This window comes from Geodermatophilus sp. URMC 61 (assembly GCF_052931555.1).
On the sequence record NZ_JBRFHZ010000002.1, the window covers coordinates 3,128,591 to 3,151,323 of the forward strand.

Annotated in this window: 13 protein-coding genes; 6 read left to right on the forward strand and 7 right to left on the reverse strand. The window is 73.6% G+C overall.

The genetic code is table 11. The annotated features are described in order from the left end of the window. Positions 1-9: 9 nt before the first annotated feature. From ACU610_RS14530 to ACU610_RS14550, 5 genes are all read right to left on the reverse strand, one after another. Entirely contained in the window at positions 10-789 is a 780-nt protein-coding gene (locus tag ACU610_RS14530; RefSeq protein ID WP_446768416.1) for an electron transfer flavoprotein subunit beta/FixA family protein, read from the reverse strand. Between the two features lie 136 nt (positions 790-925). Beyond that, positions 926-1,711, reverse strand: a complete 786-nt coding sequence (locus ACU610_RS14535) for an enoyl-CoA hydratase/isomerase family protein (protein WP_446768417.1) — start codon at positions 1,709-1,711, stop codon at positions 926-928. Between the two features lie 212 nt (positions 1,712-1,923). After that, positions 1,924-3,546: a glycosyltransferase family 39 protein gene (locus tag ACU610_RS14540; RefSeq protein ID WP_446768418.1), complete on the reverse strand. Its 1,623-nt coding sequence runs from the start codon at positions 3,544-3,546 to the stop codon at positions 1,924-1,926. 213 nt (positions 3,547-3,759) lie between these two features. Continuing rightward, positions 3,760-5,475, reverse strand: coding sequence for a hypothetical protein (locus ACU610_RS14545; RefSeq protein WP_446768419.1), 1,716 nt, complete (start codon positions 5,473-5,475; stop codon positions 3,760-3,762). 42 nt (positions 5,476-5,517) lie between these two features. Then, on the reverse strand, positions 5,518-6,318 hold the full coding sequence (locus tag ACU610_RS14550) for an ABC transporter ATP-binding protein (protein WP_446768420.1): 801 nt from the start codon (positions 6,316-6,318) through the stop codon (positions 5,518-5,520). A gap of 68 nt (positions 6,319-6,386) precedes the next feature. Between ACU610_RS14550 and glgX the strand changes: the two genes are divergently transcribed. Continuing rightward, positions 6,387-8,519 carry a glycogen debranching protein GlgX gene (gene glgX, locus ACU610_RS14555; RefSeq protein ID WP_446768421.1) on the forward strand — a complete coding sequence of 711 codons (2,133 nt, stop codon included), beginning with the start codon at positions 6,387-6,389 and terminating at the stop codon, positions 8,517-8,519. Between the two features lie 214 nt (positions 8,520-8,733). On the opposite strand, the gene ACU610_RS14560 is transcribed toward glgX, so the two are convergent. Next, a complete protein-coding gene (locus ACU610_RS14560) occupies positions 8,734-9,741 on the reverse strand; it encodes an FHA domain-containing protein (RefSeq protein WP_446768422.1) in 1,008 nt (335 codons plus the stop codon). A gap of 223 nt (positions 9,742-9,964) precedes the next feature. Next, positions 9,965-12,514: an alpha-glucan family phosphorylase gene (gene glgP / locus ACU610_RS14565; protein WP_446768423.1), complete on the reverse strand. Its 2,550-nt coding sequence runs from the start codon at positions 12,512-12,514 to the stop codon at positions 9,965-9,967. A gap of 132 nt (positions 12,515-12,646) precedes the next feature. Here glgP and ACU610_RS14570 point away from each other — a divergent pair, with 132 nt between their 5' ends. The 5 genes from ACU610_RS14570 (at position 12,647) to ACU610_RS14590 (ending at position 22,682) form a co-directional block, all read left to right on the forward strand. Continuing rightward, positions 12,647-14,716, forward strand: a complete 2,070-nt coding sequence (locus ACU610_RS14570) for an alpha-1,4-glucan--maltose-1-phosphate maltosyltransferase (protein WP_446768424.1) — start codon at positions 12,647-12,649, stop codon at positions 14,714-14,716. Between the two features lie 133 nt (positions 14,717-14,849). Beyond that, on the forward strand, positions 14,850-16,682 hold the full coding sequence (gene treS / locus ACU610_RS14575) for a maltose alpha-D-glucosyltransferase (RefSeq protein ID WP_446768425.1): 1,833 nt from the start codon (positions 14,850-14,852) through the stop codon (positions 16,680-16,682). Continuing rightward, positions 16,679-18,052, forward strand: coding sequence for a maltokinase N-terminal cap-like domain-containing protein (locus ACU610_RS14580; protein WP_446768426.1), 1,374 nt, complete (start codon positions 16,679-16,681; stop codon positions 18,050-18,052). The genes treS and ACU610_RS14580 overlap by 4 nt, the downstream gene beginning before the upstream one ends. A 50-nt stretch (positions 18,053-18,102) precedes the next feature. After that, positions 18,103-21,036 (forward strand): 1,4-alpha-glucan branching protein GlgB, encoded by a 2,934-nt coding sequence (gene glgB, locus ACU610_RS14585; protein ID WP_446768427.1) that lies wholly within the window; start codon positions 18,103-18,105, stop codon positions 21,034-21,036. Positions 21,037-21,284: 248 nt separating this feature from the next. Then, complete coding sequence (locus ACU610_RS14590) at positions 21,285-22,682, forward strand: neutral zinc metallopeptidase (protein WP_446768428.1); 1,398 nt, start codon at positions 21,285-21,287, stop codon at positions 22,680-22,682. Positions 22,683-22,733: the final 51 nt, after the last annotated feature.

The window sequence follows — 22,733 nt, forward strand, 5'->3', positions numbered from 1 at the left end:
CGATCCGGGTCAGACGATCTTCTGGGCGGCCAGGAAGTCGACCAGCTTCGCGGCGCCGTCGCCCTCGTCGGTGACCTTGACGCCGGCGCCCTTGGGCGGGCGGCCGGCGAAGTCGAGCACCTGGCTGGTGGCGGTGGCCAGCCCCACGGTGGCCGGGTCGATGCCGAGGTCGGCCAGCGACTTCCTCTCCACCGGCTTCTTCTTGGCGGCCATGATCCCCTTGAAGGAGGGGTAGCGCGGCTCGTTGATGGTGTCCCAGGTCGACACGATCGCCGGCAGCGGCGCCTCCAGCGCCCAGTAGCCGCCGTCGGTCTGCCGCTCGACCCGCGCCACGCCGCCCTCGACGGTCAGCTTGCGCGCGCCCGACAGCTGCGGGATGCCCAGCCGCTCGGCCAGCAGCGCCGGCATCACCGACAGCTGGCCATCGGTGGACTCCGCACCGCACAGCACGATGTCGAAGGGGATCTGCTGCAGCGCCGCGGCCAGGATCGCCGACGTCTGCGGGGCGCAGGCGCCATGGATGGCGTCGTCCCCCACGTGCACGGCCTTGTCCGCGCCCATCGACAGGGCCTTGCGGATCGCGTCGGCCGCCGACTCGGGGCCGACGGTCAGGATCGTGACCTCGCCGCCGTGGGCCTCCTTGAGCTGCAGGGCCTCCTCGATGGCGTACTCGTCGATCTCGTTGACGACGTTGTCCGCGCTGCCCCGGGCGACGGTGTTGTCCGCCGGGTCCAGGTTGCGCTCGCTCCCTGAGTCGGGGACCTGCTTGACCAGAACGACGATGTTCATCGTCAGACCTACCTCCGCGCTGGGGTCGGGATCGCGGGTCAGCGCCCGCCTGCTCCGATAGTGGAGGTTACCGCCGGGTAACGGCCCTCCCGCCAGGGGTCGGGGTGACCTGGGTCACCCCGACCCCCGGCGGGGTTCAGCGCCCGGCGAAGGTGGCCTTGCCCGGCCCGTTCTCCAGGAACGAGCGCATGCCGGTCCGCTGGTCCTCGGTGTCGAACAGCTCGGCGAACAGCCGGCTCTCCAGGGTCAGGCCCTCGCGCAGCGGCCGGTCCAGGCCCTCGTCGATCGCCTTCTTGGCGGCGGCCAGCGCCAGCGGCGGCCCGGCGGCGAACTTGCGCGCCATGGCGACGGCGGTGTCGTACACCTCCGCGTCGGGGACGACGGCGTCGGCCAGCCCGATCTCCAGGGCCTCCTCCGCGCCGACGTGCCGGCCGGTGAAGACCAGGTCCTTGGCCTTGGCCGGGCCGACCAGGCGGGCCAGCCGCTGGGTGCCACCTGCGCCGGGGATGACGCCGAGCAGGATCTCCGGCTGGCCGACCTTCGCGCCCGCCCCCATGACGCGGAAGTCGGCGCACAGGGCCAGCTCGTAACCGCCGCCGAGGGCGTAGCCGGTGATGGCGGCGATGACCGGCTTGGGGATCTCCTGGACCGCGGTGAAGGAGTCCGTGAGCTCCCGGCCCCAGGCCACCATGCTGCGGCCGTCGAGCTGGGACATGGCCTTGATGTCCGCGCCGGCCGCGAACACCCGCTCCCCGCCGTAGAGGACGACGGCGCGCACGTCCCCCCGCTCGGCGGCCTCCAGCGCCGCGGCGCGCACCTCCATGTGCAACTGCTCGTCGATCGCGTTCATCTTCGGCCGGTCGAGGCGGATGGTCCCCACCCCGTCCTCGACCTGCAGCGTCACGAACTCGGTCTCTGCCACGGGGACCTCCTGGCGGTGGACGACGTCGTCCACGGCACCCTAGCCAGCGGCCTCCCGCAGTCCCCGGCGGGCGGCCCCGTCCCGCGCCTGGTGACGTACCGGAACGGCCCTCTGCAGGGTCCCGCCGCTGGCCTCGTCCCGGGTCCCGCCCCGAGCTTGCGAGGGGCGGGGGGACGAGGCCCTCCTTTGGCGGGGAGCAGAGGGGTCCTTCTTCAGGCGACGGGCGGCAGGTACTGCAGCCGGCTGTCCTCGAAGATGCGGCGGTCGGGCGTCAGGACGAGCTCCGCCGGCCCGCGGGCGCTCTCGAGCATGTCGACCAGCTGGCCGCAGCGCTGCGTCGAGGGCACGCGGTACCCCGGCCCGGTGACCACCCAGACGGCCGACTCGGCACCGGCGCGCTGCAGGACGTCGGCCGCGACCGCGGTCGACGGCGTGCTGGTCATGCGGGCCTCGTAGTCGGTCCAGTCGACCCGGTCGGCCGGGCGGAGGTCGGGGTAGACGACCAGGTCCAGTCCCCGCTCCGGCGGCACCAGCCGGGCCACCGCCGGCCCGAGCTGGTCGGGGCAGAAGACGACGACGTCACCGGGGGCCGCGTCGTCCAGGGCCCGGGCCACCTCCCCGGCCTGCGTGCGCGGCTCCGCCAGCTGGGGCAGCGCGGTGACCAGGCCGAGGCCGGCGACCACCACCAGCACGGCGGCGCGCACGCCGGTGCCCGGCAGGGCCGCCACGCCCAGGGCGGCCAGTGCCAGGAAGGCGAACACCGCGACGCTGGTGTAGCGGTCGTGGACCGCGGTGCCCGTCAGCCGGCTGACCTCGCCGGCCACCAGCAGCACGCCGAGGCACATCGCCAGCAGCACCAGGCGCGAGCGACGCGGCTGCAGGGACAGCACCACGGTGCGCTCGCCGGGACGCCGCCCGGCGGCCGTGGCGAACAGACCGACGGCGGCCAGCAGCAGCAGGGCCGTCCCGAGGACGTGGGCGCGCACCTGACCCCCGCCCTGCCAGGCCTCCAGTGCGAGGGGCAGCGCGGCATAGCCGGGCGAGGCGGCCCACGGCGTCCCGGTGTGGGCCAGCTGGACGAGGAACGACAGCAGCCAGGGGCTGTACAGCAGCCCGCCCAGTGCGAGCCCGGCGAGCACGCGCAGGGCCGGGCCGCGGCGGAAGGGCAGCGCCGCGAGCGCGAGCACCCCGGTGACCGCGACGACGTGGAAGGCCCACACGTGCGTCAGCAGCAGGGCGCCGGTGACCGCGCCGAACCCGAGGACCGGCCCGGCACCGGGGCGGCGCACCACCGCGGCGCCCGCGGCGACGCCCAGCACGGACAGCAGCACCACGAGCGCGTACATCCGCGTCTCGCTGGCGTAGCGGATGAGAAAGGGCGAGGTCGCCAGCAGCACGACCAGCGCGACGGCCGTGCGGCGCCCGGCGAGCCGGCGGGCGACGTGCCAGGCCAGCGGCAGCGTCAGGACGCTGATGACCCCCGACAGCGAGCGCACCGCTATGGCGCTGGTGCCGAACAGCGCCGTCCAGACGTGCAGGAGCAGGTAGTACAGCGGCGGCGAACCGTCCTGCTGGAGCGCGGCGAACAGCTCCGGCAGCGGCAGGTGGGCGATCGCGACGCTCTGCGCCTCGTCGAGCCAGAGCTCCGGCGGCGCGACGAACCGGGCGACCACCCCGGCGGTGACGAGCCCCCCGAGGAGGACCGAGAGGACGCCGACCGACCACGGCTGGCCGGAGCGCTCGCCGAGGCGGATCCACAGGCCGGACCGGCGGGCCGGGCGGACCGGTGCCGGAGAGGTGGGGGCGGCCGGCGTGCCGCCGAGCCTAGGCAGCACGCGTGGAACGACGGGGCAGCCACTCGGGGGCCCCGGAGACGACGGACCCGGCGGGTCCCGCTCCGACGTCGACGGTGGAGCCGGTCCCCGGCAGTGGCCTGCGCACGCGTCCTCCGAAGCTCTCCCGGGATCCCCGGGTCCTGGGCCGCCGCGCCGGTCCCTCCCGGCACGGCGGGACGTCGATACCCCGGTGCTCCTGAGCGGAACCCGGGGTCAGCCCGTCGGGGCGGCCGCGCTGCCGCCTCCCACAGTCTGACCGGCCGCCGGGTCGGCTCGCCACAGCACCCCCAGGCCGGACGGTGAGGTCGCCACCTGTGTGTAGTGGGCCGACAGCTCAGCGGTGACGGCGCGGGTGCCCGGGGCCCGACGGACGTCGGGGTCGGCCCGGTCCAGGCCCAGCACCACGACGGCGTCGAGGTCACCGCGCACCGCGGGCAGGTCCACCACCGGCGGGATCCGCTCGAGCCCGCGCAGCTGCGGGTCGGCGTCCAGCCGCTGCCGCAGGTACGGCGGCCCGTCGAAGCGCACCTGGAAGTAGTCGTGCACCGCCTCGTAGTGGCCGACGTCGACGCCGCCGGCGCGGACGGCCAGCCGACTGGACTCGTGGCGCAGCGGGTCGGGGACGCCGATGGCGGGCGAGACGACCGACCGGTCGTACTGCAGGACGGCGATCGTCGAGCCCGGCGGGACGTGCTCGGCCAGCGCCAGCAGCGCGGCCACCTCGTCGGCCGCGGCATGCTCCGCGGGCAGCCGGGCGAAGGCGGCGGCCGAGGCGGCGGCGGCCAGGAGCACGGCCGCGGCGGCGCCGGCGCGCGCGCCGGGGGCGCGGGTGGCCCCCCACAGCACCAGCAGCAGCGGTGGGAACCAGGCCAGCCGGGCGGCGAGGAAGCCGAAGTCGGCGCTCAGGCGGTCCGGCGTCAGCGCGTAGACCGCCGTGACGCCGACGAGCAGCAGGCCGAGGGCGACCCGCTCCGCCCCCGGCCCGGGGCCGCCCGGCCGCGCCCGCCGCAGCGCCGCGGCGGCGAGGACGGCGAGCACGACGACGGTGACCAGGGCGGGCAGCCGCTCGGCTCCCCAGCCCGTGACGAACGGTCGCAGCCCGGTGACGAGCTCCCCGAGACGTCCGGCCGACAGCCCGACGCGGCCCTCGGCCGGCGGCCCCTCCCCCGTCGCGAGGTAGCCGGCGGTCAGCGCGACCGACGGCAGGACGGCCAGCAGCACCGGGACGGCGTGCCGGCCGACGGCGCCGACGACCGGCTGCCCGGCGCGGACCGCCGCGGTGGCGCGCACCCCCGCCAGCACCAGCACGCTGCCGGCGGCGAACACCCACGGCAGCAGGTGCGCGCTCCAGGTGAGCACGAGCAGCCCGGCCAGGCCCGCTCCCGCGGGGACCCGCCAGCCGTCCCGGCGGCGCAGCCCGAGTGCGAGGACCAGCAGCGCCCCGATCACCCCGAGCACGAAGTTGTAGAAGCCGTAGGCCACCAGGTGGCTCCCGGCCAGGGGCAGCGCCGCCGCGGCCAGCCACCACGCCCGCCGGTCGAGGGCCCGCACCGCGCAGGCCAGGGCACCGACCAGCCCCAGCACCAGCCCGGCGACCAGCAGCTTCTCCGCGCCGTCCGGCCCGGCCAGGGGCACCAGCGCGGCCAGGAGCAGCGTGGCCAGCATGTTGGGCACCGGCGTCAGGTCGGTGCGGTAGTGCTCGGCCAGCACCGCGCCGGTCGCGCCGCCGTCCCCGGAGTGCAGCAGCACCCAGGCCCCGGCCACGTGCGCCGGGCCGTCCTGGCTGAGCACCGTGGGGAACAGCACCAGCGGCAGCAGCTGGACGACGACCCCGAGCACCAGGGCCGCCCCCGCCACGACCGCCGGCAGCGGCGGACGGCGGTGGACCTCCGCTGCCGACGCGATCCCCGACGGCCTCCTCCAGGGCACCGCCCCGAGCCTGCGAGGGGTGGAGAGGAGGAGGCCCTTCATCTACGCCGCCCGGCGGGCGGTCCAGCGTCCGTCGGCGCGCTGCACCTCCAGCGCCAGCCCGAAGGTCTCCGACAGCGCCTCCTGGGTGACGACCTGCTCCAGGGGCCCGGCCGTGACGACCTGCCCGCCGCGCAGCAGCAGTGCGTGGGTGTAGCCCGGCGGGATCTCCTCGACGTGGTGGGTCACCAGCACCTGCGCCGGGGCGTATGCGTAGCGGGCGAGGTCGGTCAGCCGGCTGACCAGGTCCTCGCGGCCGCCGAGGTCCAGCCCCGCGCCCGGCTCGTCGAGCAGCAGCAGCTCCGGGTCGGGCATGAGCGCCCGCGCGATCTGCACCCGCTTGCGCTCGCCCTCGCTGAGGGTGCCGAACGGGCGGTGCGCCATCGGGGTCACGCCCCACTGCTGCATGAGCATCGCCGCGCGGGTGAGGTCGTGGACGTCGTAGCGCTCCCGCCAGCGGCCCATCACCGCATACCCGGCGGAGAGCACGACGTCACCGGTGCGCTCGCCCGGTTCGATCCGCTGGGCCAGCGCGGCGCTGGTCAGCCCGATCCGCGGCCGCAGCTCGAAGACGTCGACCGCGCCGAGGGTCTCCCCGAGCAGCGTGACCACGCCGCGGGTGGGGTGCATCTGCGCCGCGGCCAGCTGCAGCAGCGTCGTCTTGCCCGCGCCGTTGGGGCCGAGGACCACCCAGCGCTGGTCGGACTCGACCGTCCAGTCGATGCCGCGCAGCAGGTACGTCTCCCCCCGGACGACGTCCACACCCTGCATCTCGACGACCGACTCGCTCGACACGGCCCCCATCCAACCAACCCGGGCCCCACCCGCGCCGCTGCGACCCGGACCGGGCCGGGACTGACAGGATCCTCGGCGTGCGCAGCAGCCCGGACGAGTACGAGGTGTGGCCCGGCCGACCCGCGCCCCTGGGCGCCCACTGGGACGGCACGGGCACCAACTTCGCGCTGTGGTCGGCCGGCGCGCACGCGGTCGACCTGTGCCTGTTCGACGAGGACGGCACCGAGCACCGGCACCGGCTGCAGGAGAACACCCACCAGGTGTGGCACGGCCGGCTGCCCGGCGTCGGCCCCGGCCAGCGCTACGGCTACCGCGTGCACGGCGCCTGGGACCCCAGCTCCGGACAGCGGTACAACCCGGCCAAGCTGCTGCTGGACCCCTATGCCCGCGCCGTCGACGGCGACCAGTCGCTGCACCCGGCCCTGTTCGGCTTCCGGTACGAGAGCGGTGAGGGCCGCGACCCGCGCGACTCCGCGCCGTACGTGCCGCGCGGGGTCGTCGTCCGCGACGCCTTCCCGTGGGACGGCGACCGCTCCCCCGCCACCCCTTGGTCGGACACGGTCATCTACGAGGTGCACGTCAAGGGCGCGACGATCCGCCACCCCGAGGTCCCCCCGGCGCTGCGCGGCACCTACGCCGGTCTGGCCCACCCCGCGTTCGTCAAGCACCTGCAGTCCCTCGGCGTGACCGCCGTCGAGCTGCTGCCGGTGCACCACTTCGTCAGCGAGCCCCACCTGCTGCGCCGCGGGCTGACCAACTACTGGGGCTACAACACGCTGGGCTACTTCGCCCCGCACGCGGCCTACAGCTCCGCAGGCACGGCCGGGCAGCAGGTCACCGAGTTCAAGGCGATGGTCAAGACGCTGCACGCCGCGGGCATCGAGGTCGTCCTCGACGTCGTCTACAACCACACCGCCGAGGGCGACCACACCGGCCCGACCCTGTCGTTCAAGGGCATCGACAACGGCGGCTACTACCGGCTGCGCCAGGGCGACTCCTCCCGCTACCAGGACTACACCGGCTGCGGGAACACCCTCGACGTCCGCCGTCCCCAGGTGCTGGCGCTGCTCATGGACTCGCTGCGCTACTGGGTCACCGAGATGCACGTCGACGGCTTCCGCTTCGACCTCGCCGCGGCGCTGGCCCGCTCGCTGCACGACGTCGACCGGCTCTCGGCGTTCTTCGACGTCGTCCACCAGGACCCGGTGGTCAGCCAGGTCAAGCTCATCGCCGAGCCGTGGGACGTCGGCCCCGGCGGCTACCAGGTGGGCAACTTCCCGCCGCTGTGGACCGAGTGGAACGGCAAGTACCGCGACACCGTCCGCGACGTGTGGTCCGGTGCCCGCGTCGGCGTGCGGGACCTGGCCTACCGGCTGACCGGCTCGTCGGACCTCTACCGCTCCGACGGCCGTCGTCCCTTCGCCAGCGTCAACTTCGTGACCGCCCACGACGGCTTCACCCTCGCCGACCTGGTCACCTACGAGCACAAGCTCAACGAGGCCAACGGCGAGGACAACCGGGACGGCGAGAGCCACAACCGGAACTGGAACTGCGGCGTCGAGGGCCCGACCGACGACCCGGAGGTCTGCGCCCTGCGGGCCCGGCAGGTGCGCAACCACCTGGCCACGCTGCTGCTGTCGACCGGCGTCCCGATGCTCACCGCCGGCGACGAGCTCGGCCGCACCCAGGGCGGCAACAACAACGCCTACTGCCAGGACAACGAGGTCTCGTGGCTGGGCTGGGCCGAGGTCGACGAGGACCTGCGGGCCTTCGTCGGCCGCCTGGTGCGGCTGCGCCGGGAGTCGCCGGTGCTGCGGCAGGAGGCCTTCTTCGAGGGCCACGAGGTCGCCGACACCGGCGGCACCCGCGACCTGGCCTGGTTCGCCCCCGGCGGCGCGCAGCTGGACACCGGCGACTGGTTCGACAACGACCTGCAGACGATCGGGATGTACCTCGACGGCCGCGGGATCCGGCACCGCGACCCGCGTGGCCGGCCGGTGCAGGACGACTCCTACCTGGTGCAGCTGCACGCCGGCGCGGAACCGGTCACCGTGCACCTGCCCGGCCCCCCGTGGGCCGACGGCTACGAGTTCGTCGTCTCGACCGAGTGGGCCACCGGTGCCCCGCCGCGTCCGACCGTGGTCGCGCCCGGCCCGATCGAGGTGCCGCCGCGCTGCATCTGGCTGCTGCGCGTCCTCCGGAGACCCTGACACCGCGGTCAGGCGCCGCCGTCGGCCCCACTGCCGGGGTTCCGCGCGCCTCGGGGGTGCTGCAGCCCCGGCACGGCGCGAGGAACGCCGGCAGTGGTCGGCTCGGGCGGGCCCGGTCCGCCCGAGAACGCCGAGAGCCCCGGACCACGCGGACCGGGGCTCTCGTGGGCGTGGCCCCCGCCTGCGAGTGGCGGGAGGGGAGAAGGGTCCCTTCTCAGTCGGGCTGCTGCTCGAAGGTGATGACCGTCCAGCCCAGCAGCAGCCGGTCGCCGTCGGAGAGCGGGTGGGCGACGCCGGGCTCGAGCTGGGTCCACTCGGTCGCCTCGGGGCCGGCGACGTGGGTGCCGTTGAGCGAGCCGAGGTCGACCAGCGAGACCTCGCGGCCGTTGCGCTGGATCGCGGCGTGCGCCGAGGAGAGCACGTTCTGGGTGTCGGCGATGGGCACCGGCCGCGCCGAGCCCGCCGTGACCAGCTCGTGGTTGTCCGGACGGCGGCCGAGGACCAGGTCCTCGTCGACGGTCACGACCAGGCCGTCGTCGAAGCGCAGCACCGGAGCGGGCGCGGTGTCGGGCTTCCAGAACGCAGTCGCCTCGCCCTCGTCCTCCTGCGGCCGCGAGGAGGCGGCCGTCGCGCCGTAGCCCGAGGAGCCCGCGCTCCCGAAGCCGGCGCCGGAGCCCGCGCTGCCGAAGCCGGCGTCGGAGCCCGCGGTGAACGACGACGCCGCGGCCTGCGGGGCGGCGGCCGACGACGGGTGCGCCACCGCGGCCAGCTGCAGCATCGCGCCCGAGCCGGGGACCGTGCCCTCGACCAGGTCGTAGGCGACGCCCGGCGGCATGGAGGGCACCGGCTGGCCGGGGCCGACGTAGAGGGTCTGGCCGAGCTGGAAGCCGCTCGCGAGGGTGCAGCCGTCGACCGACGAGCCCGAGACCGGGACGCCGTCCACGGCCGGCTGTCCCTTGCCGGACCACAGCGCGACGCCGGTGCCCGAGCCGCCCGTGGTGTCGACGAGGACCAGCGCGAAGGAGGCCGAGCTGCCGCCGAGCGCGGAGACCTGCCCGGCGACCGCCCCGAGGACGCGCTCCGCGCCGGGACCGGACACCCCCAGGCAGGCGTGCAGCGCGGCGACCAGGGCCGGCGAGCCGGGGGCGTCCACCCACAGCAGGCCGCCTCCGCGTCGAGCGACGACGGAGTCGCCTGGCAGGACTTCACAGCGGTCGGGCATGGCGTCAAGCCTAGATGCGACTCACCCTGCTGGGTGACGGGTCCTTCCCGCCACGCCGATCACCGGCCGGGCCGCCGGGACACGTGCGACCGGCGTGGCGGATGTGCCCACCGAGGCCCGCCCCGGGCCCCCGCGGCCCCCGCCCCGGGTCCCGCCCCGAGTCCGCGGGAGGTGGGCAGGGACAGGGTCCTCCTACGAGGGGCGGAGGGCAGGGGGCCCTCTGTCAGGCCGACGCGACGACCCCCAGTTCGGCCGGGTCGGCCAGGTGCTCCGAGTGCGGCAGCACGCGCACCGTGTACCCGAAGGCACCGGTGCGCTCCAGCGGCAGCGTGGCGGTGAACCAGTGCCGCGACCCCTCGGTGTGCTCGTGCGCCATGGGCAGCGTGGTCACCTCGTGCAGACCGTCCGAGTCGTCCACCCGCCCGTAGGCCGCCTGCACCTGGACGTCGGACGGGGTCAGCCCCGGCAGCTCCACCTCGGCCCGCAGCGCCAGGGTCGAGCCGATCTCCGGGGTGTCCCCCGCGCCGGTGGCCTCGACGTGCGCGACCCGGACGTCGCCCCAGTGGTCGAGCAGCCGGGCACGCCAGGTCGCCTCGGTGCGGGCGGCGTCGTAGCCGCCCTCGGCCATGGCCCGGGACGAGCCGGCCGCGGGTACGTACAGCTGCTGCACGTAGTCGCGGACCATCCGGGTGGCCAGCACCTTCGGGCCGGTCTCGCGCAGCGTGTGTCGCACCATCTCGACCCACCGGGTGGGCACGCCGTCGCGGTCGGTCTCGTAGAAGCGCGGGACCACCTGGGTGGCCAGCAGGTCGTAGATGGCCCGCGCCTCGATGTCGTCGCGGCGCTCGGGGTCGGCGATGCCGTCGGCGGTGGGGATGGCCCAGCCGTTCTGACCGTCGAACCACTCGTCCCACCAGCCGTCGCGGATGGAGAGGTTCAGCCCGCCGTTGAGCGCGGCCTTCATCCCCGAGGTGCCGCACGCCTCGAGCGGCCGCAGCGGGTTGTTGAGCCAGACGTCGCACCCCCAGTAGAGGTAGCGGGCCATGCCGATGTCGTAGCCGGGCAGGAACGCGATCCGGTGCCGGATCTCGGGGTCGTCGGCGAACTTCACCATCTGCTGGATCAGCTGCTTGCCGCCGTCGTCAGCCGGGTGGCTCTTGCCGGCGATGACCAGCTGCACCGGCCGGTCCGGGTCCAGCAGCAGGGACTTGAGCCGCGCCCGGTCGCGCAGCATCAGGGTCAGCCGCTTGTAGGAGGGCACCCGGCGGGCGAAGCCGATGGTGAGCACGTCCGGGTCGAAGGCGGTGTCGGTCCAGCCCACCTCGGACTCCGCAGCGCCACGGGCCAGCGCGGTGTCACGCAGCCGCCGGCGCACCTCCTCGACCAGCCGCCCGCGCAGCATCCGCCGCGTGCTCCACAGCTCACCGGCCGGGATGCGGTCGACGCCGTCGAAGTGCGCCGGGCCCTCGACGTCGACCGGGTCGCCCAGGCTGCTCGCCTGGGTGCCCAGCTCGACCAGCTCGCGGGCGGTCCAGGTGGGCGCGTGCACGCCGTTGGTGATCGAGCCGATCGGCACGTCCCCCTCGTCGAAGCCCGGCCACAGACCCCGGAACATCGACCGGCTGACGTGCCCGTGCAGCTGGCTGACACCGTTGGCCCGCTGCCCGAGCCGCAGGCCCATGTACGCCATGTTGAACTTCGTGGGGTCCTCCTCCGCGCCCAGCGGGATGAGGTGGTCCAGCGGGACCCCGAACCCGGCGAAGTAGCGCTCGATCAGCGCCCGCGGGAAGCGGTCGATGCCGGCCGGAACCGGCGTGTGGGTGGTGAACACCGTCCCCGCGCGCACCGCCTGGAGGGCCTCGGGGAAGGACAGCCCGTGCGACTCGGTCAGCTCGCGGATCCGTTCGATCCCGAGGAAGCCCGCATGCCCCTCGTTGGCGTGGTAGACCTCCGGCGCCGGCGTCCCGGTGAGCTGGCAGTAGGCCCGAAGCGCCCGGACGCCGCCGATGCCCAGCAGCATCTCCTGCCGCAGCCGGTGGTCCTCGTCGCCGCCGTAGAGCCGGTCGGTGACCAGGCGCTCGGCGGGCGCGTTCTCCTCGATGTCGCTGTCGAGCAGCAGCAGCGAGACCCGGCCGACCTGCGCGCGCCACACGTGCGCGAACAGCGTGCGCCCCTCGGGGAGCGGCACGTTGATGACGACGGCGGTGCCGTCGGGCTGGCGCAGCAGCTTGACCGGCAGGCCGTGCGGGTCCAGCGAGGGGTAGTGCTCGAGCTGCCAGCCGTCGGCCGACAGGCCCTGCTCGAAGTAGCCGGCCCGGTAGAGCAGTCCGACGCCGATGAGCGGGACGCCGAGGTCGGAGGCGGCCTTGAGGTGATCGCCGGCGAGGATGCCCAGGCCGCCGGAGTACTGCGGGAGCACCTCGGTGATGCCGAACTCCGCGGAGAAGTAGGCGACCGTCTTCGGGGCCCCCTCACCCAGCGACTGGTACCAGTGGGGGGCGGACAGGTACTCCTCGAGGTCGTCGACGACGTCCTGCAGCCGGCGCAGGAAGCGGCGGTCCCGCGCCAGGGTGGCCAGCCGCCCGGCCGAGACCTCGCCCAGCACCTTCAGCGGGTCGCCCTTGCAGGTCCGCCACAGCTCCGGGTCCAGTGCCTCGAAGAGGTCACGGGTCTCGGCGTGCCAGGACCACCGGAGGTTGGTGACCAGCTGGGACAGCGACAGCAGCTCCTCGGGGAGTGCTGCCCGGACGGTGAACCTGCGGAGTGCGCGCACGGGGGGAGAGTAGTCAGGGGCCGAGGCCGCCACAGACGGGTGACGACCGCTCGGCGCCCCCGGTCCCGGCCGCCCGGAGGAGGTGCAACCGCCGATGTGCCCACTCGGCGTGTCCTCGATAGCGTGGTCCGGATGACTGGCCGCGCTGACCTCCGTCTCGGCATCACCGATGTCGCCCCCGTCGTGTCCTGCGGTGCGTTCTCCGCCCGCGCCGTGGTCGGCGAGCACCTACCGATCACCGCCACCGTCTTCCGCGAGGGCCACGACGCCGTCGCGGCGAACGTCGTCTGGACCCCACCCACGAAGGCGGCCGGCGGTCCCACTCGGACCGCACCCGGCGGGGACGGCGCCGAGCGACCGCTGTACCGGATGGAACGCTTCGGCGACCAGCCCGACCGCTGGCTGACCACCGTCGTGCCCGACCGCGAGGGCCGGTGGACCTACCGGGTGGAGGCCTGGAGCGACCCGCTGTCGACCTGGCACCACGCCGTCGAGGTCAAGATGGCGGCCGGCCAGGGTCCCGAGGAGCTCGCCAACGACCTGGAGGAGGGCGCCCGGCTGCTCGACCGGGTGGCCGCCGAGGCCGACGACGACTGGCGCCACCGGGTCACCGAGGCCGCCGCGGCCCTGCGCGACACCTCCCGCGAGCTGCCGGCCCGGGTGGCCCCGGCGCTGGCCGACGCGATGCAGCGCTACCTGCACGACCACCCCGTGCGCGAGCTGGTCACGCCCGGCCCGGAGTACGAGGTGTGGGTCGACCGCCCGCGGGCGCTGTTCGGCTCCTGGTACGAGTTCTTCCCCCGCTCCACCGGTGCGGTGGTCGACGGCCGGGCGACCCACGGCACGTTCGCCACCTCCGCCGAGCGGCTGCCCGCGATCGCCGACACGGGCTTCGACGTCGTCTACCTGCCGCCCATCCACCCGATCGGCACGGTCAACCGCAAGGGCCCGAACTCCCCGCAGTACCCCGGCGGCAACCCGCACGAGGTCGGGCCGGACGACCCGGGGTCGCCGTGGGCCATCGGCAGCGCCGAGGGCGGGCACGACGCCGTCCACCCGCAGCTGGGCACCATGGACGACTTCCGCACCTTCGTCGAGCGCACCCGCGAGCTGGGCATGGAGGTGGCGCTGGACTTCGCGCTGCAGGCCGCGCCCGACCACCCGTGGGTCAAGGAGCACCCGGAGTGGTTCACCACCAAGCCCGACGGGACCATCGCCTACGCGGAGAACCCGCCGAAGAAGTACCAGGACATCTACCCGATCAACTTCGACAACGACCCGGAGGGCCTCTACGCCGAGTGCCTGCGGGTCCTCCGGGTCTGGATCGACGCCGGGGTGCGGATCTTCCGCGTCGACAACCCGCACACCAAGCCGCTGAACTTCTGGCACTGGCTGATCTGGACGGTCAAGGAGACCGACCCCGACGTGCTCTTCCTGGCCGAGGCGTTCACGCGGCCGGCGATGATGCACCAGCTCGCCCGCCTCGGGTACACGCAGTCCTACACGTACTTCACGTGGCGCACCGAGCGCGGCGAGCTGGAGGAGTACGGCCGCGAGCTGGCCGCCAACTGCCACTACATGCGGCCGAACTTCTTCGTGAACACCCCGGACATCCTGCACGCGTCGCTGCAGCTCGGCGGCCCGCCGATGTTCAAGATCCGCGCCGCCCTGGCGGCGATGATGAGCCCGACGTGGGGTGTCTACTCGGGCTACGAGCTCTTCGAGCACGTCGCGGTGCGCCCCGGCAGCGAGGAGTACCTCGACAGCGAGAAGTACCAGCTGCGGCCGCGTGACTGGGCCGCAGCCGAGTCCTCCGGGCGCAGCCTCGCGCCCTACCTGCGCCGGCTCAACGAGATCCGCCGCGCCCACCCGGCCCTGCAGCAGCTGCGCACCCTGCGGTTCCACCACGTGGACAACCCGAACCTCATCTGCTTCTCCAAGACCGACCCCGGCTCGCAGGACGCCGTCCTGGTGGTGGTGAACCTCTCCAGTCACCACACCCAGATCGGGACGACGGCGCTCGACCTGCCGGCGCTCGGCCTGGACTGGTACGAACGGTTCACCGTGACCGACGAGCTGACCGGCAACAGCTGGGACTGGGGCCAGTTCAACTACGTCGAGCTCGACCCCTACCGGGAGCCGGCGCACGTCTTCTCGATCACCTACCCCCGGCGCGTCCAGGTCCCGCCGCCGGTGGCCTAGTGAAGGGCCTCCTCGTCCCCCGCCACTCGCGCCGGCCTCGTCCCGAGGCTCACCCTGGACTCGCGAGGGGTGAGGAGGACGAGGTCCTCCTGCTCCCAGCCACTGCACGACCCGAGAGGGGCACCCGCTCCCGATGACCGTTCCCGTCCCCGACTCCACCGCCGACCGCTCCGAGGGGACGCCGTCGGCGCTGCCGGCCCCTGGCACCGACCCCGAGTGGTACAAGCGCGCCGTCTTCTACGAGGTGCTGGTCCGCGGCTTCGCCGACAGCAACGCCGACGGCGTCGGCGACCTCCGCGGCATGATCGACAAGCTGGACTACCTGCAGTGGCTCGGCATCGACTGCATCTGGCTGCCGCCGTTCTTCGCCTCGCCATTGCGCGACGGCGGCTACGACATCAGCGACTACACCGCGGTGCTGCCGGAGTTCGGCGACATCGAGGACTTCAAGGTCCTCCTCGCCGAGGCCCACGCCCGCGGCATCCGCGTGATCATCGACTTCGTCATGAACCACACCTCGGACCAGCACCCCTGGTTCCAGGCCAGCCGCAGCGACCCCGAGGGCCCCTACGGCGACTTCTACGTGTGGAGCGACGACGACACCCGCTACGCCGACGCGCGGATCATCTTCGTCGACACCGAGAGCTCGAACTGGACCTTCGACCCGGTGCGCAAGCAGTACTTCTGGCACCGGTTCTTCGCCCACCAGCCCGACCTCAACTTCGAGAACCCGCGGGTGCAGGAGGCGATCATCGACGCCCTGCGCTTCTGGCTGGACCTGGGCATCGACGGCTTCCGGCTCGACGCCGTCCCCTACCTCTACGAGGAGGAGGGCACCAACTGCGAGAACCTGCCGCGGACCCACGAGTTCCTGAAGCAGGTCCGCAAGGTCGTCGACGCGGACTACCCCGACCGCGTGCTGCTGTGCGAGGCCAACCAGTGGCCGGCCGACGTCGTCGAGTACTTCGGCGAGGCCGGCGAGGAGTGCCACATGGCCTTCCACTTCCCGGTGATGCCGCGCCTGTTCATGGCCGTCCGGCGGGAGCAGCGGTTCCCGATCTCGGAGATCATGGCCCAGACCCCGGACATCCCGGACATCTGCCAGTGGGGCATCTTCCTGCGCAACCACGACGAGCTGACCCTCGAGATGGTCACCGACGAGGAACGCGACTACATGTGGGCCGAGTACGCCAAGGACCCTCGCATGAAGGCCAACATCGGCATCCGCCGCCGGCTGGCGCCGCTGCTGGACAACGACATGGACACCCTCGAGCTGTTCAACGCGCTGCTGCTGTCGCTGCCCGGCTCGCCGGTCCTCTACTACGGCGACGAGATCGGCATGGGCGACAACATCTGGCTCGGTGACCGCGACGGCGTCCGCACCCCGATGCAGTGGACACCGGACCGCAACGGCGGCTTCTCCACCGCCGACCCGCAGCGGATGAACCTGCCGCTCAACGCCGACCCGGTCTACGGCTACCAGGTCACCAACGTCGAGTCGCAGCTGCGCAACACCAACTCGATGCTGCACTGGATCCGGCAGATGATCCAGGTCCGCAAGGAGCACCCGACGTTCGGTCGCGGCAGCTACGCCGAGATCGGCTCACGCAACCCGACGGTGCTCTCCTTCGTCCGCGAGTTCGGCGACGACGTCGTGCTCTGCGTCAACAACCTCTCCCGCTTCCCGCAGCCGGTGGAGCTGGACCTGCGCCGTTTCGAGGGCTACACGCCCATCGAGCTGACCGGCCGGGTGGCGTTCCCGCAGATCGGCGTCCTGCCCTACATGCTCACCCTGTCCGGCCACGGCTTCTACTGGTTCGAGCTGGCCAAGCCCGCCGAGCCGGTGGAGGAACCCGCCGGGACCGACGACACCTCGGTCGCCGACTCCCTGCTGGCCGCGGGCCTCGTCGGCAGCGGAGAGGAACCGCCTCCGGGCGGCACGGCCGACACGGGAGGACCCCGATGAACGTCCTGACCGGACTGCTCCAGGAGTGGATGCCGTCCCAGCGCTGGTTCGGCGGCAAGGGTCGGGAGTGGGCCGACGTCGCGGAGGAGAGCTTCTTCCTCGACCGGTCCCACCCCGTGCTGTCGATCCACCGGGTGACGGTCACCTACACCGACGGGGTCAGCGAGACCTACCTGGTGCCGCTGTCCTGGCGGGACCACCCCGTGGAGGAGCTGACCGCGGCCCTCATCGGCACGGTCCCGCACGAGAACGGCGAGAACTACGCCTACGACGCGATGCGCGACCGCGAGGCGACCGCCACCTGGCTCGTCCACCTGGCCGAGGGGGGGACCATCGGCCCGATGCGGTTCGTCCCCGGTGAGGGCGCCGAGATCCCGGTCGGGCTCCCCGGCGACATCGTCTCCACCGAGCAGAGCAACACCTCGCTGGTCTACGGACAGGAGGCCATCCTCAAGCTGTTCCGCCGGCTCGAGCCCGGCCTGAACCCGGACGTCGAGATCCACAGCGCCCTGCGCCGGACCGACAACCCGCACATCGCGCCGCTGCTCGGCCATGCCGAGATCGACCACGACCGGGCCGCCGACACCCCGCCGGCCACGGTCTTCATGCTGCAGACCTTCGTGCCCAACGCCAGTGACGGGTGGCGGCTGGCCACCGCGAGCGTGCGCGACCTCTACGCCGAGGGCGACCTGCACGCCGACGAGGTCGGCGGGGACTTCGCCGCCGACAGTGAGCGGCTGGGCGCGGCGACCGCGTCGGTGCACGCCGACATGGCGAAGGTGCTGCCCACCGAGGACGCCGATCCGGCCTGGTTCGCCACGGTCGCACGCCAGATGAACGAGCGGCTCGACGCCGCCATCGAGGTCGTGCCCCAGCTGGCCGAGCACGCCGACGGGCTGCGGGCGGTCTACGCGGCGGTGGCCGAGAGCCCCGAACCCGTCGTCCGCCAGCGGGTCCACGGTGACCTGCACCTGGGCCAGGTGCTGCGCACCGCGACCGGGTGGATCGTGCTCGACTTCGAGGGCGAGCCGGCCCGCCCGCTGGCCTCGCGGCGCGAGCTGGACAGCCCGATGCGCGACGTCGCCGGCATGCTGCGCAGCTTCGACTACGCCGCCCGGCACATGCTCGTGGAGCAGCCGGGTGATCAACAACGCGCTTACCGCGCCCAGGAGTGGGCAGAGCGCAACCGGAGCGCCTTCTGCGCGGGCTATGCGGCCGCGAGCGGGCTGGACGCGTGCGGCAACAGCCCGTTGCTGCGGGCGTTCGAGGCGGACAAGGCCGTCTACGAGTGCGTCTACGAGGCGCGCAACCGCCCGCACTGGCTGATGATCCCGCTGCAGTCGCTGTCCCGGCTCACCGCCGCGGGCTGACGCGCGCGGCACGACCACCGACACATCGGCACCGAAGAGGACGGCGAGCGATGACATCCCCGGACGAGAGCGAGCGCACCACCGAATCCCCCCTGACCGGCGGCCGACCGCCCGCGACGCGGGAGGAACTGCAGGCCATCGTCGAGGAGAAGACCGCCGCGGCAGAGGCGGCCGAGGAGGAACCGGTCGTCAACGCCGCCCCGGCGCGCAAGCGGGCCGCGGCGAAGAAGGCCCCCGCGGCCGAGAAGGCCGCACCCGCGAAGAAGGCCACCGCAGCCACGGGCACGGCGGCGAAGAAGACCACCGCGAAGAAGACGGCGGCGAAGAAGACGGCGGCCGCGGCGGCCGACGGCGAGGCCCCGGCCAAGAAGGCGACCAAGCGCGCGCCGCGCAAGCGGGCCGCCCAGGGCGACGTCGTCGCCGAGCAGGGCGGCACCGCCGCGCCCGTGGTGGCCCCGGCGCCGATCGCCGAGCCGGGCAGCCCGAGCGGCGCCCCGGCCGGCCAGCCCGAGGCGCCGAGCCCCGACCCCGCGGAGCCGAGCACCCCGCAGGCGCCGGACGAGGACGGCGGCACGTCCGCCGCCGAGGCCCCGCCCACCGCGACCACGCCCACCGCGACCACGCCCACCGCGACCAGGGCCACCGGGACCGCCCCCGCCGAGACGACGCCCGCCGGGGACGCTGCGGCCGGTACCGGGTCGGAGGTGGCCGCGGCGACCGTCCCCGAGGGGCAGGAACCCGCCGAGGCCGGCCTGGCCCACCAGGAGGCGCCCGCCGAGGTCGGCGAGGAGCAGCTGCGCGCCGTCGTCGAGGGCTGGTCCTACGCACCGCACAGCGTGCTCGGCGCGCACCCCGCCCGCGAGGGCTGGGTGGTGCGCACCCTGCGGCCCGACGCGTCCTCGGTGACCGTCGTCGACGAGGACGGCTCCCGCCACGACGCCCGCTCGCTGCACCCGGGCGGCGTCTTCGAGGCCCACCTGCCGAAGCAGCCCGGCGACTACCGGGTCGAGGTGAGCTACGGGGACGGGGAGGGCGGCACCAACACCTTCGTCGTCGACGACCCGTACCGCTGGCTGCCGACCCTCGGCGAGCTGGACCAGCACCTCATCCGCGAGGGCCGGCACGAGCGGCTGTGGGAGGTGCTGGGCTCGCACGTGCGGCGCTACGACACCCCGCGCGGTCAGGTCGAGGGCGTCTCCTTCGCGGTCTGGGCGCCCAGCGCCCAGGGCGTGCGGGTCACCGGCGACTTCGACTACTGGGAGGCGCGCGCCTACCCGATGCGCTCTCTGGGCTCCTCCGGGGTGTGGGAGGTCTTCATCCCCGGCGTCCCGGTGGGCACGCGGTACCGCTACCACGTGCTGGGCCGCGACGGCGTCTGGCGGCACAAGTCCGACCCGCTGGCCTTCGAGACCGAGGTGCCGCCGCTCAACGCCTCGATCGTCACCGAGTCCACGCACGAGTGGAACGACGACGGGTGGCTGGCCGAGCGGGCCCGCGGCGGCTGGCACGAGCGGCCGATGAGCATCTACGAGGTGCACGCGGGCTCGTGGCGGCAGGGCCTGTCCTACCGCGAGCTGGCCGACGAGCTGGTGGACTACGTCGTCGAGCACGGCTTCACCCACATCGAGTTCATGCCGCTGGCCGAGCACCCGTTCGGCGGCTCGTGGGGCTACCAGGTCACCTCCTACTACGCGCCGACCTCCCGCTTCGGCAGCCCCGACGACCTGCGTTACCTCGTCGACCGGGCGCACCAGGCCGGCATCGGCGTCATCGTCGACTGGGTACCGGCGCACTTCCCCAAGGACGAGTGGGCGCTGGCCCGCTTCGACGGCACCCCGCTGTACGAGCACGGCGACCCGCGCCGCGGAGAGCAGCTGGACTGGGGCACCTACGTCTTCGACTTCGGTCGCTCCGAGGTCCGCAACTTCCTCGTCGCCAACGCGCTGTACTGGTGCAAGGAGTTCCACGTCGACGGCATCCGGGTCGACGCGGTCGCCTCGATGCTCTACCTGGACTACTCGCGCGACGAGTGGGTGCCCAACGTGCACGGCGGGCGGGAGAACCTCGAGGCGATGGCGTTCCTGCAGGAGATGAACGCCACCGTGTACCGCGAGGTCCCCGGCGTGGTCACCATCGCCGAGGAGTCGACGGCCTGGCCCGGCGTCACCCGGCCCACCCACCTCGGCGGCCTGGGCTTCGGCTTCAAGTGGAACATGGGCTGGATGCACGACTCCCTGGCGTACATCTCCAAGGAGCCGGTGCACCGCAGCTACCACCACGGCCAGCTGACGTTCTCGATGATCTACGCCTACACCGAGAACTACGTGCTGCCGATCAGCCACGACGAGGTCGTCTACGGCAAGGGCTCGCTGCTGCGGAAGATGCCCGGTGACCGGTGGCAGCAGCTGGCCAACGTGCGCGCCTTCCTCGCGTACATGTGGGCCCACCCCGGCAAGCAGCTGCTGTTCATGGGCTCGGAGTTCGCCCAGGACGCCGAGTGGGCCGAGAGCCGGTCCCTGGACTGGTGGCACCTCGACGACCCTGCGCACCGCGGCGTCCTGCAGCTGGTGACCGACCTCAACGCCCGCTACAAGGAGACCACCGCGCTGTGGTCCCTGGACGTCGACCCGGCCGGGTTCCAGTGGATCGACGCGAACGACGCCTCGGGCAACGTGCTCTCGTTCCTCCGCTACGGGCGCCCGGCGGCCGCCGGGGACGGCGCGGACGGCGACGGCACGGAGGTCCCGGTGCTCGCCTGCGTGGCGAACTTCGCCGGCACCCCGCACCACGGCTACCGCATCGGCCTGCCGCGGCCGGGCACGTGGCGTGAGGTGCTCAACACCGACGCCGAGGGCTACGGCGGCTCGGGGGTCGGCAACATGGGCGGCGTCGAGGCCGTCGAGGAGCCGTGGCACGGCCAGCCGTACTCGGCGACCCTCGTCGCCCCGCCGCTGGGCACCGTCTGGTTCGTGCACGAGGGCTGAGGCGCAGACGACCTTCCGCCCACGCCTCGTGGAGGGACCCCGTCCTCCCCACCCTCCGCAGGCTCAGCCCAAGGGCCCCGTCCTCCTCACGCCTCGCACGCTCGGCGCGAGCCTCGGGACGGGGCCGGGGCCGGGGCCAGCGGGCCCCTGGAAGGTGGCCGTCCCAGCGACTCACCGGGTCCTGCACGAGGCCGCCGTCACCCTCTCCGGGGGCGACGGCACCGTCGCGATGGGACGATCCGAGAGACATGCCTGCCTCCTGCCTGCGCCGCGTGGCCGTGGCCCTGTGCGCCGCGGCCACGCTGTTGCTGGTGTCCGGCTGTTCGGTCGCCGTCGTCGGTCTGCCCAGTGCGGCCCGGCCCCCGGCCTCCGACATCCCCTCCGGCGAACTGCAGGTCGTCGGCGCCACCGGCGGTCCCATCGACACCCTGGCGCGCAATGCCCTGGCCGACCTCGAGGCCTACTGGGGCCAGCAGTTCCCCGAGGTCTTCGGGCAGGACTTCGTGCCGCTCCGGGGCGGCTACTTCAGCGTCAACCCCAACGACGTCGACCTGGGCGCGTTCCCGCAGGGCATCGGCTGCGGCTCCGACCCGCGTGACGTCGAGGGCAACGCCTTCTACTGCCAGGCTCCGGACGCGCCGAACTCCGACTCGATCAGCTACGACCGCGCCTTCCTGCAGGAGCTCGCCGAGCAGTACGGCCGGTTCATCCCCGCGCTGGTGATGGCCCACGAGTTCGGCCACGCGGTGCAGGGCCGGGTCGGCTACCCCGACTACTCCATCTCGGTGGAGACCCAGGCCGACTGCTTCGCCGGCGCCTGGACGGCGTGGGTCGCCGACGGGCAGAGCGAGCACACCCAGATCCGCGCGCCGGAGCTCGACGAGGTGCTGCGCGGCTACCTGCTGCTGCGCGACCCCGTGGGCACCAGCATCAACACCGAGGCGGCGCACGGCTCCTACTTCGACCGCATCTCGGCGTTCCAGGAGGGCTTCGAGGCCGGCCCGACCGCCTGCCGCGACAACTTCTCCTCCCAGCGCCCCTACACGCAGGGCGCCTTCTCGTCCGCGAGCGAGGCGGCCAGCGGCGGGAACGCGCCGTTCGGCCAAGCGCAGCAGATCGCGGCCGACGCCCTGCCGGAGTTCTGGGGACTCGCGTTCGACCAGGTCTTCCGGGAGGCGTTCACCGCGCCCCAGCTCGACCCCTTCGAGGGCAGCCCGCCGAACTGCGCTGCCGACGACCTGGACCTGGTGTTCTGCGCCGACGAGGACCTCGTCGGCTACGACGTCCAGGACCTCGTCGGCCCGGCCTACGAGGAGCTCGGCGGCGCGGACTACGCCGTCATCACCGCCGCGTCGCTGCCCTACGCCCTCGCCGCGCGCGAGCAGCTGGGGCTGTCCACCGACGACGGGGACGCCATCCGGTCCTCGGTCTGCCTCACCGGCTGGTTCTCGGCGGCCTTCTTCAACCAGGAGCTCCAGGCCGCCGACATCTCCCCCGGCGACATCGACGAGGCGGTGCAGTTCCTGCTGATCTACGGCACCGACCCGGCGGTCGTGCCCGAGGTGTCGCTGACCGGCTTCCAGCTGGTCGACCTGTTCCGCAGCGGCTTCTTCGAGGGCGCCGCGGCCTGCGACGTCGGCGCGTGAGCAAGGACCCCACGGGTCCCGCCGCGAGCGTGCGAGCGGTGGCGGGCAGGA

Excerpts from the sequence above, each read along its gene's own strand:
- ACU610_RS14580 (WP_446768426.1), top strand. The coding sequence starts at position 16,679 with ATGAACGTCCTGACCGGACTGCTCCAGGAGTGGATGCCGTCCCAGCGC.
- ACU610_RS14550 (WP_446768420.1), bottom strand. The coding sequence starts at position 6,318 with ATGGGGGCCGTGTCGAGCGAGTCGGTCGTCGAGATGCAGGGTGTGGAC.
- ACU610_RS14590 (WP_446768428.1), top strand. The coding sequence starts at position 21,285 with ATGCCTGCCTCCTGCCTGCGCCGCGTGGCCGTGGCCCTGTGCGCCGCG.
- ACU610_RS14560 (WP_446768422.1), bottom strand. The coding sequence starts at position 9,741 with ATGCCCGACCGCTGTGAAGTCCTGCCAGGCGACTCCGTCGTCGCTCGA.
- ACU610_RS14530 (WP_446768416.1), bottom strand. The coding sequence starts at position 789 with ATGAACATCGTCGTTCTGGTCAAGCAGGTCCCCGACTCAGGGAGCGAG.
- glgB (WP_446768427.1), top strand. The coding sequence starts at position 18,103 with ATGACATCCCCGGACGAGAGCGAGCGCACCACCGAATCCCCCCTGACC.
- ACU610_RS14570 (WP_446768424.1), top strand. The coding sequence starts at position 12,647 with ATGACTGGCCGCGCTGACCTCCGTCTCGGCATCACCGATGTCGCCCCC.
- treS (WP_446768425.1), top strand. The coding sequence starts at position 14,850 with ATGACCGTTCCCGTCCCCGACTCCACCGCCGACCGCTCCGAGGGGACG.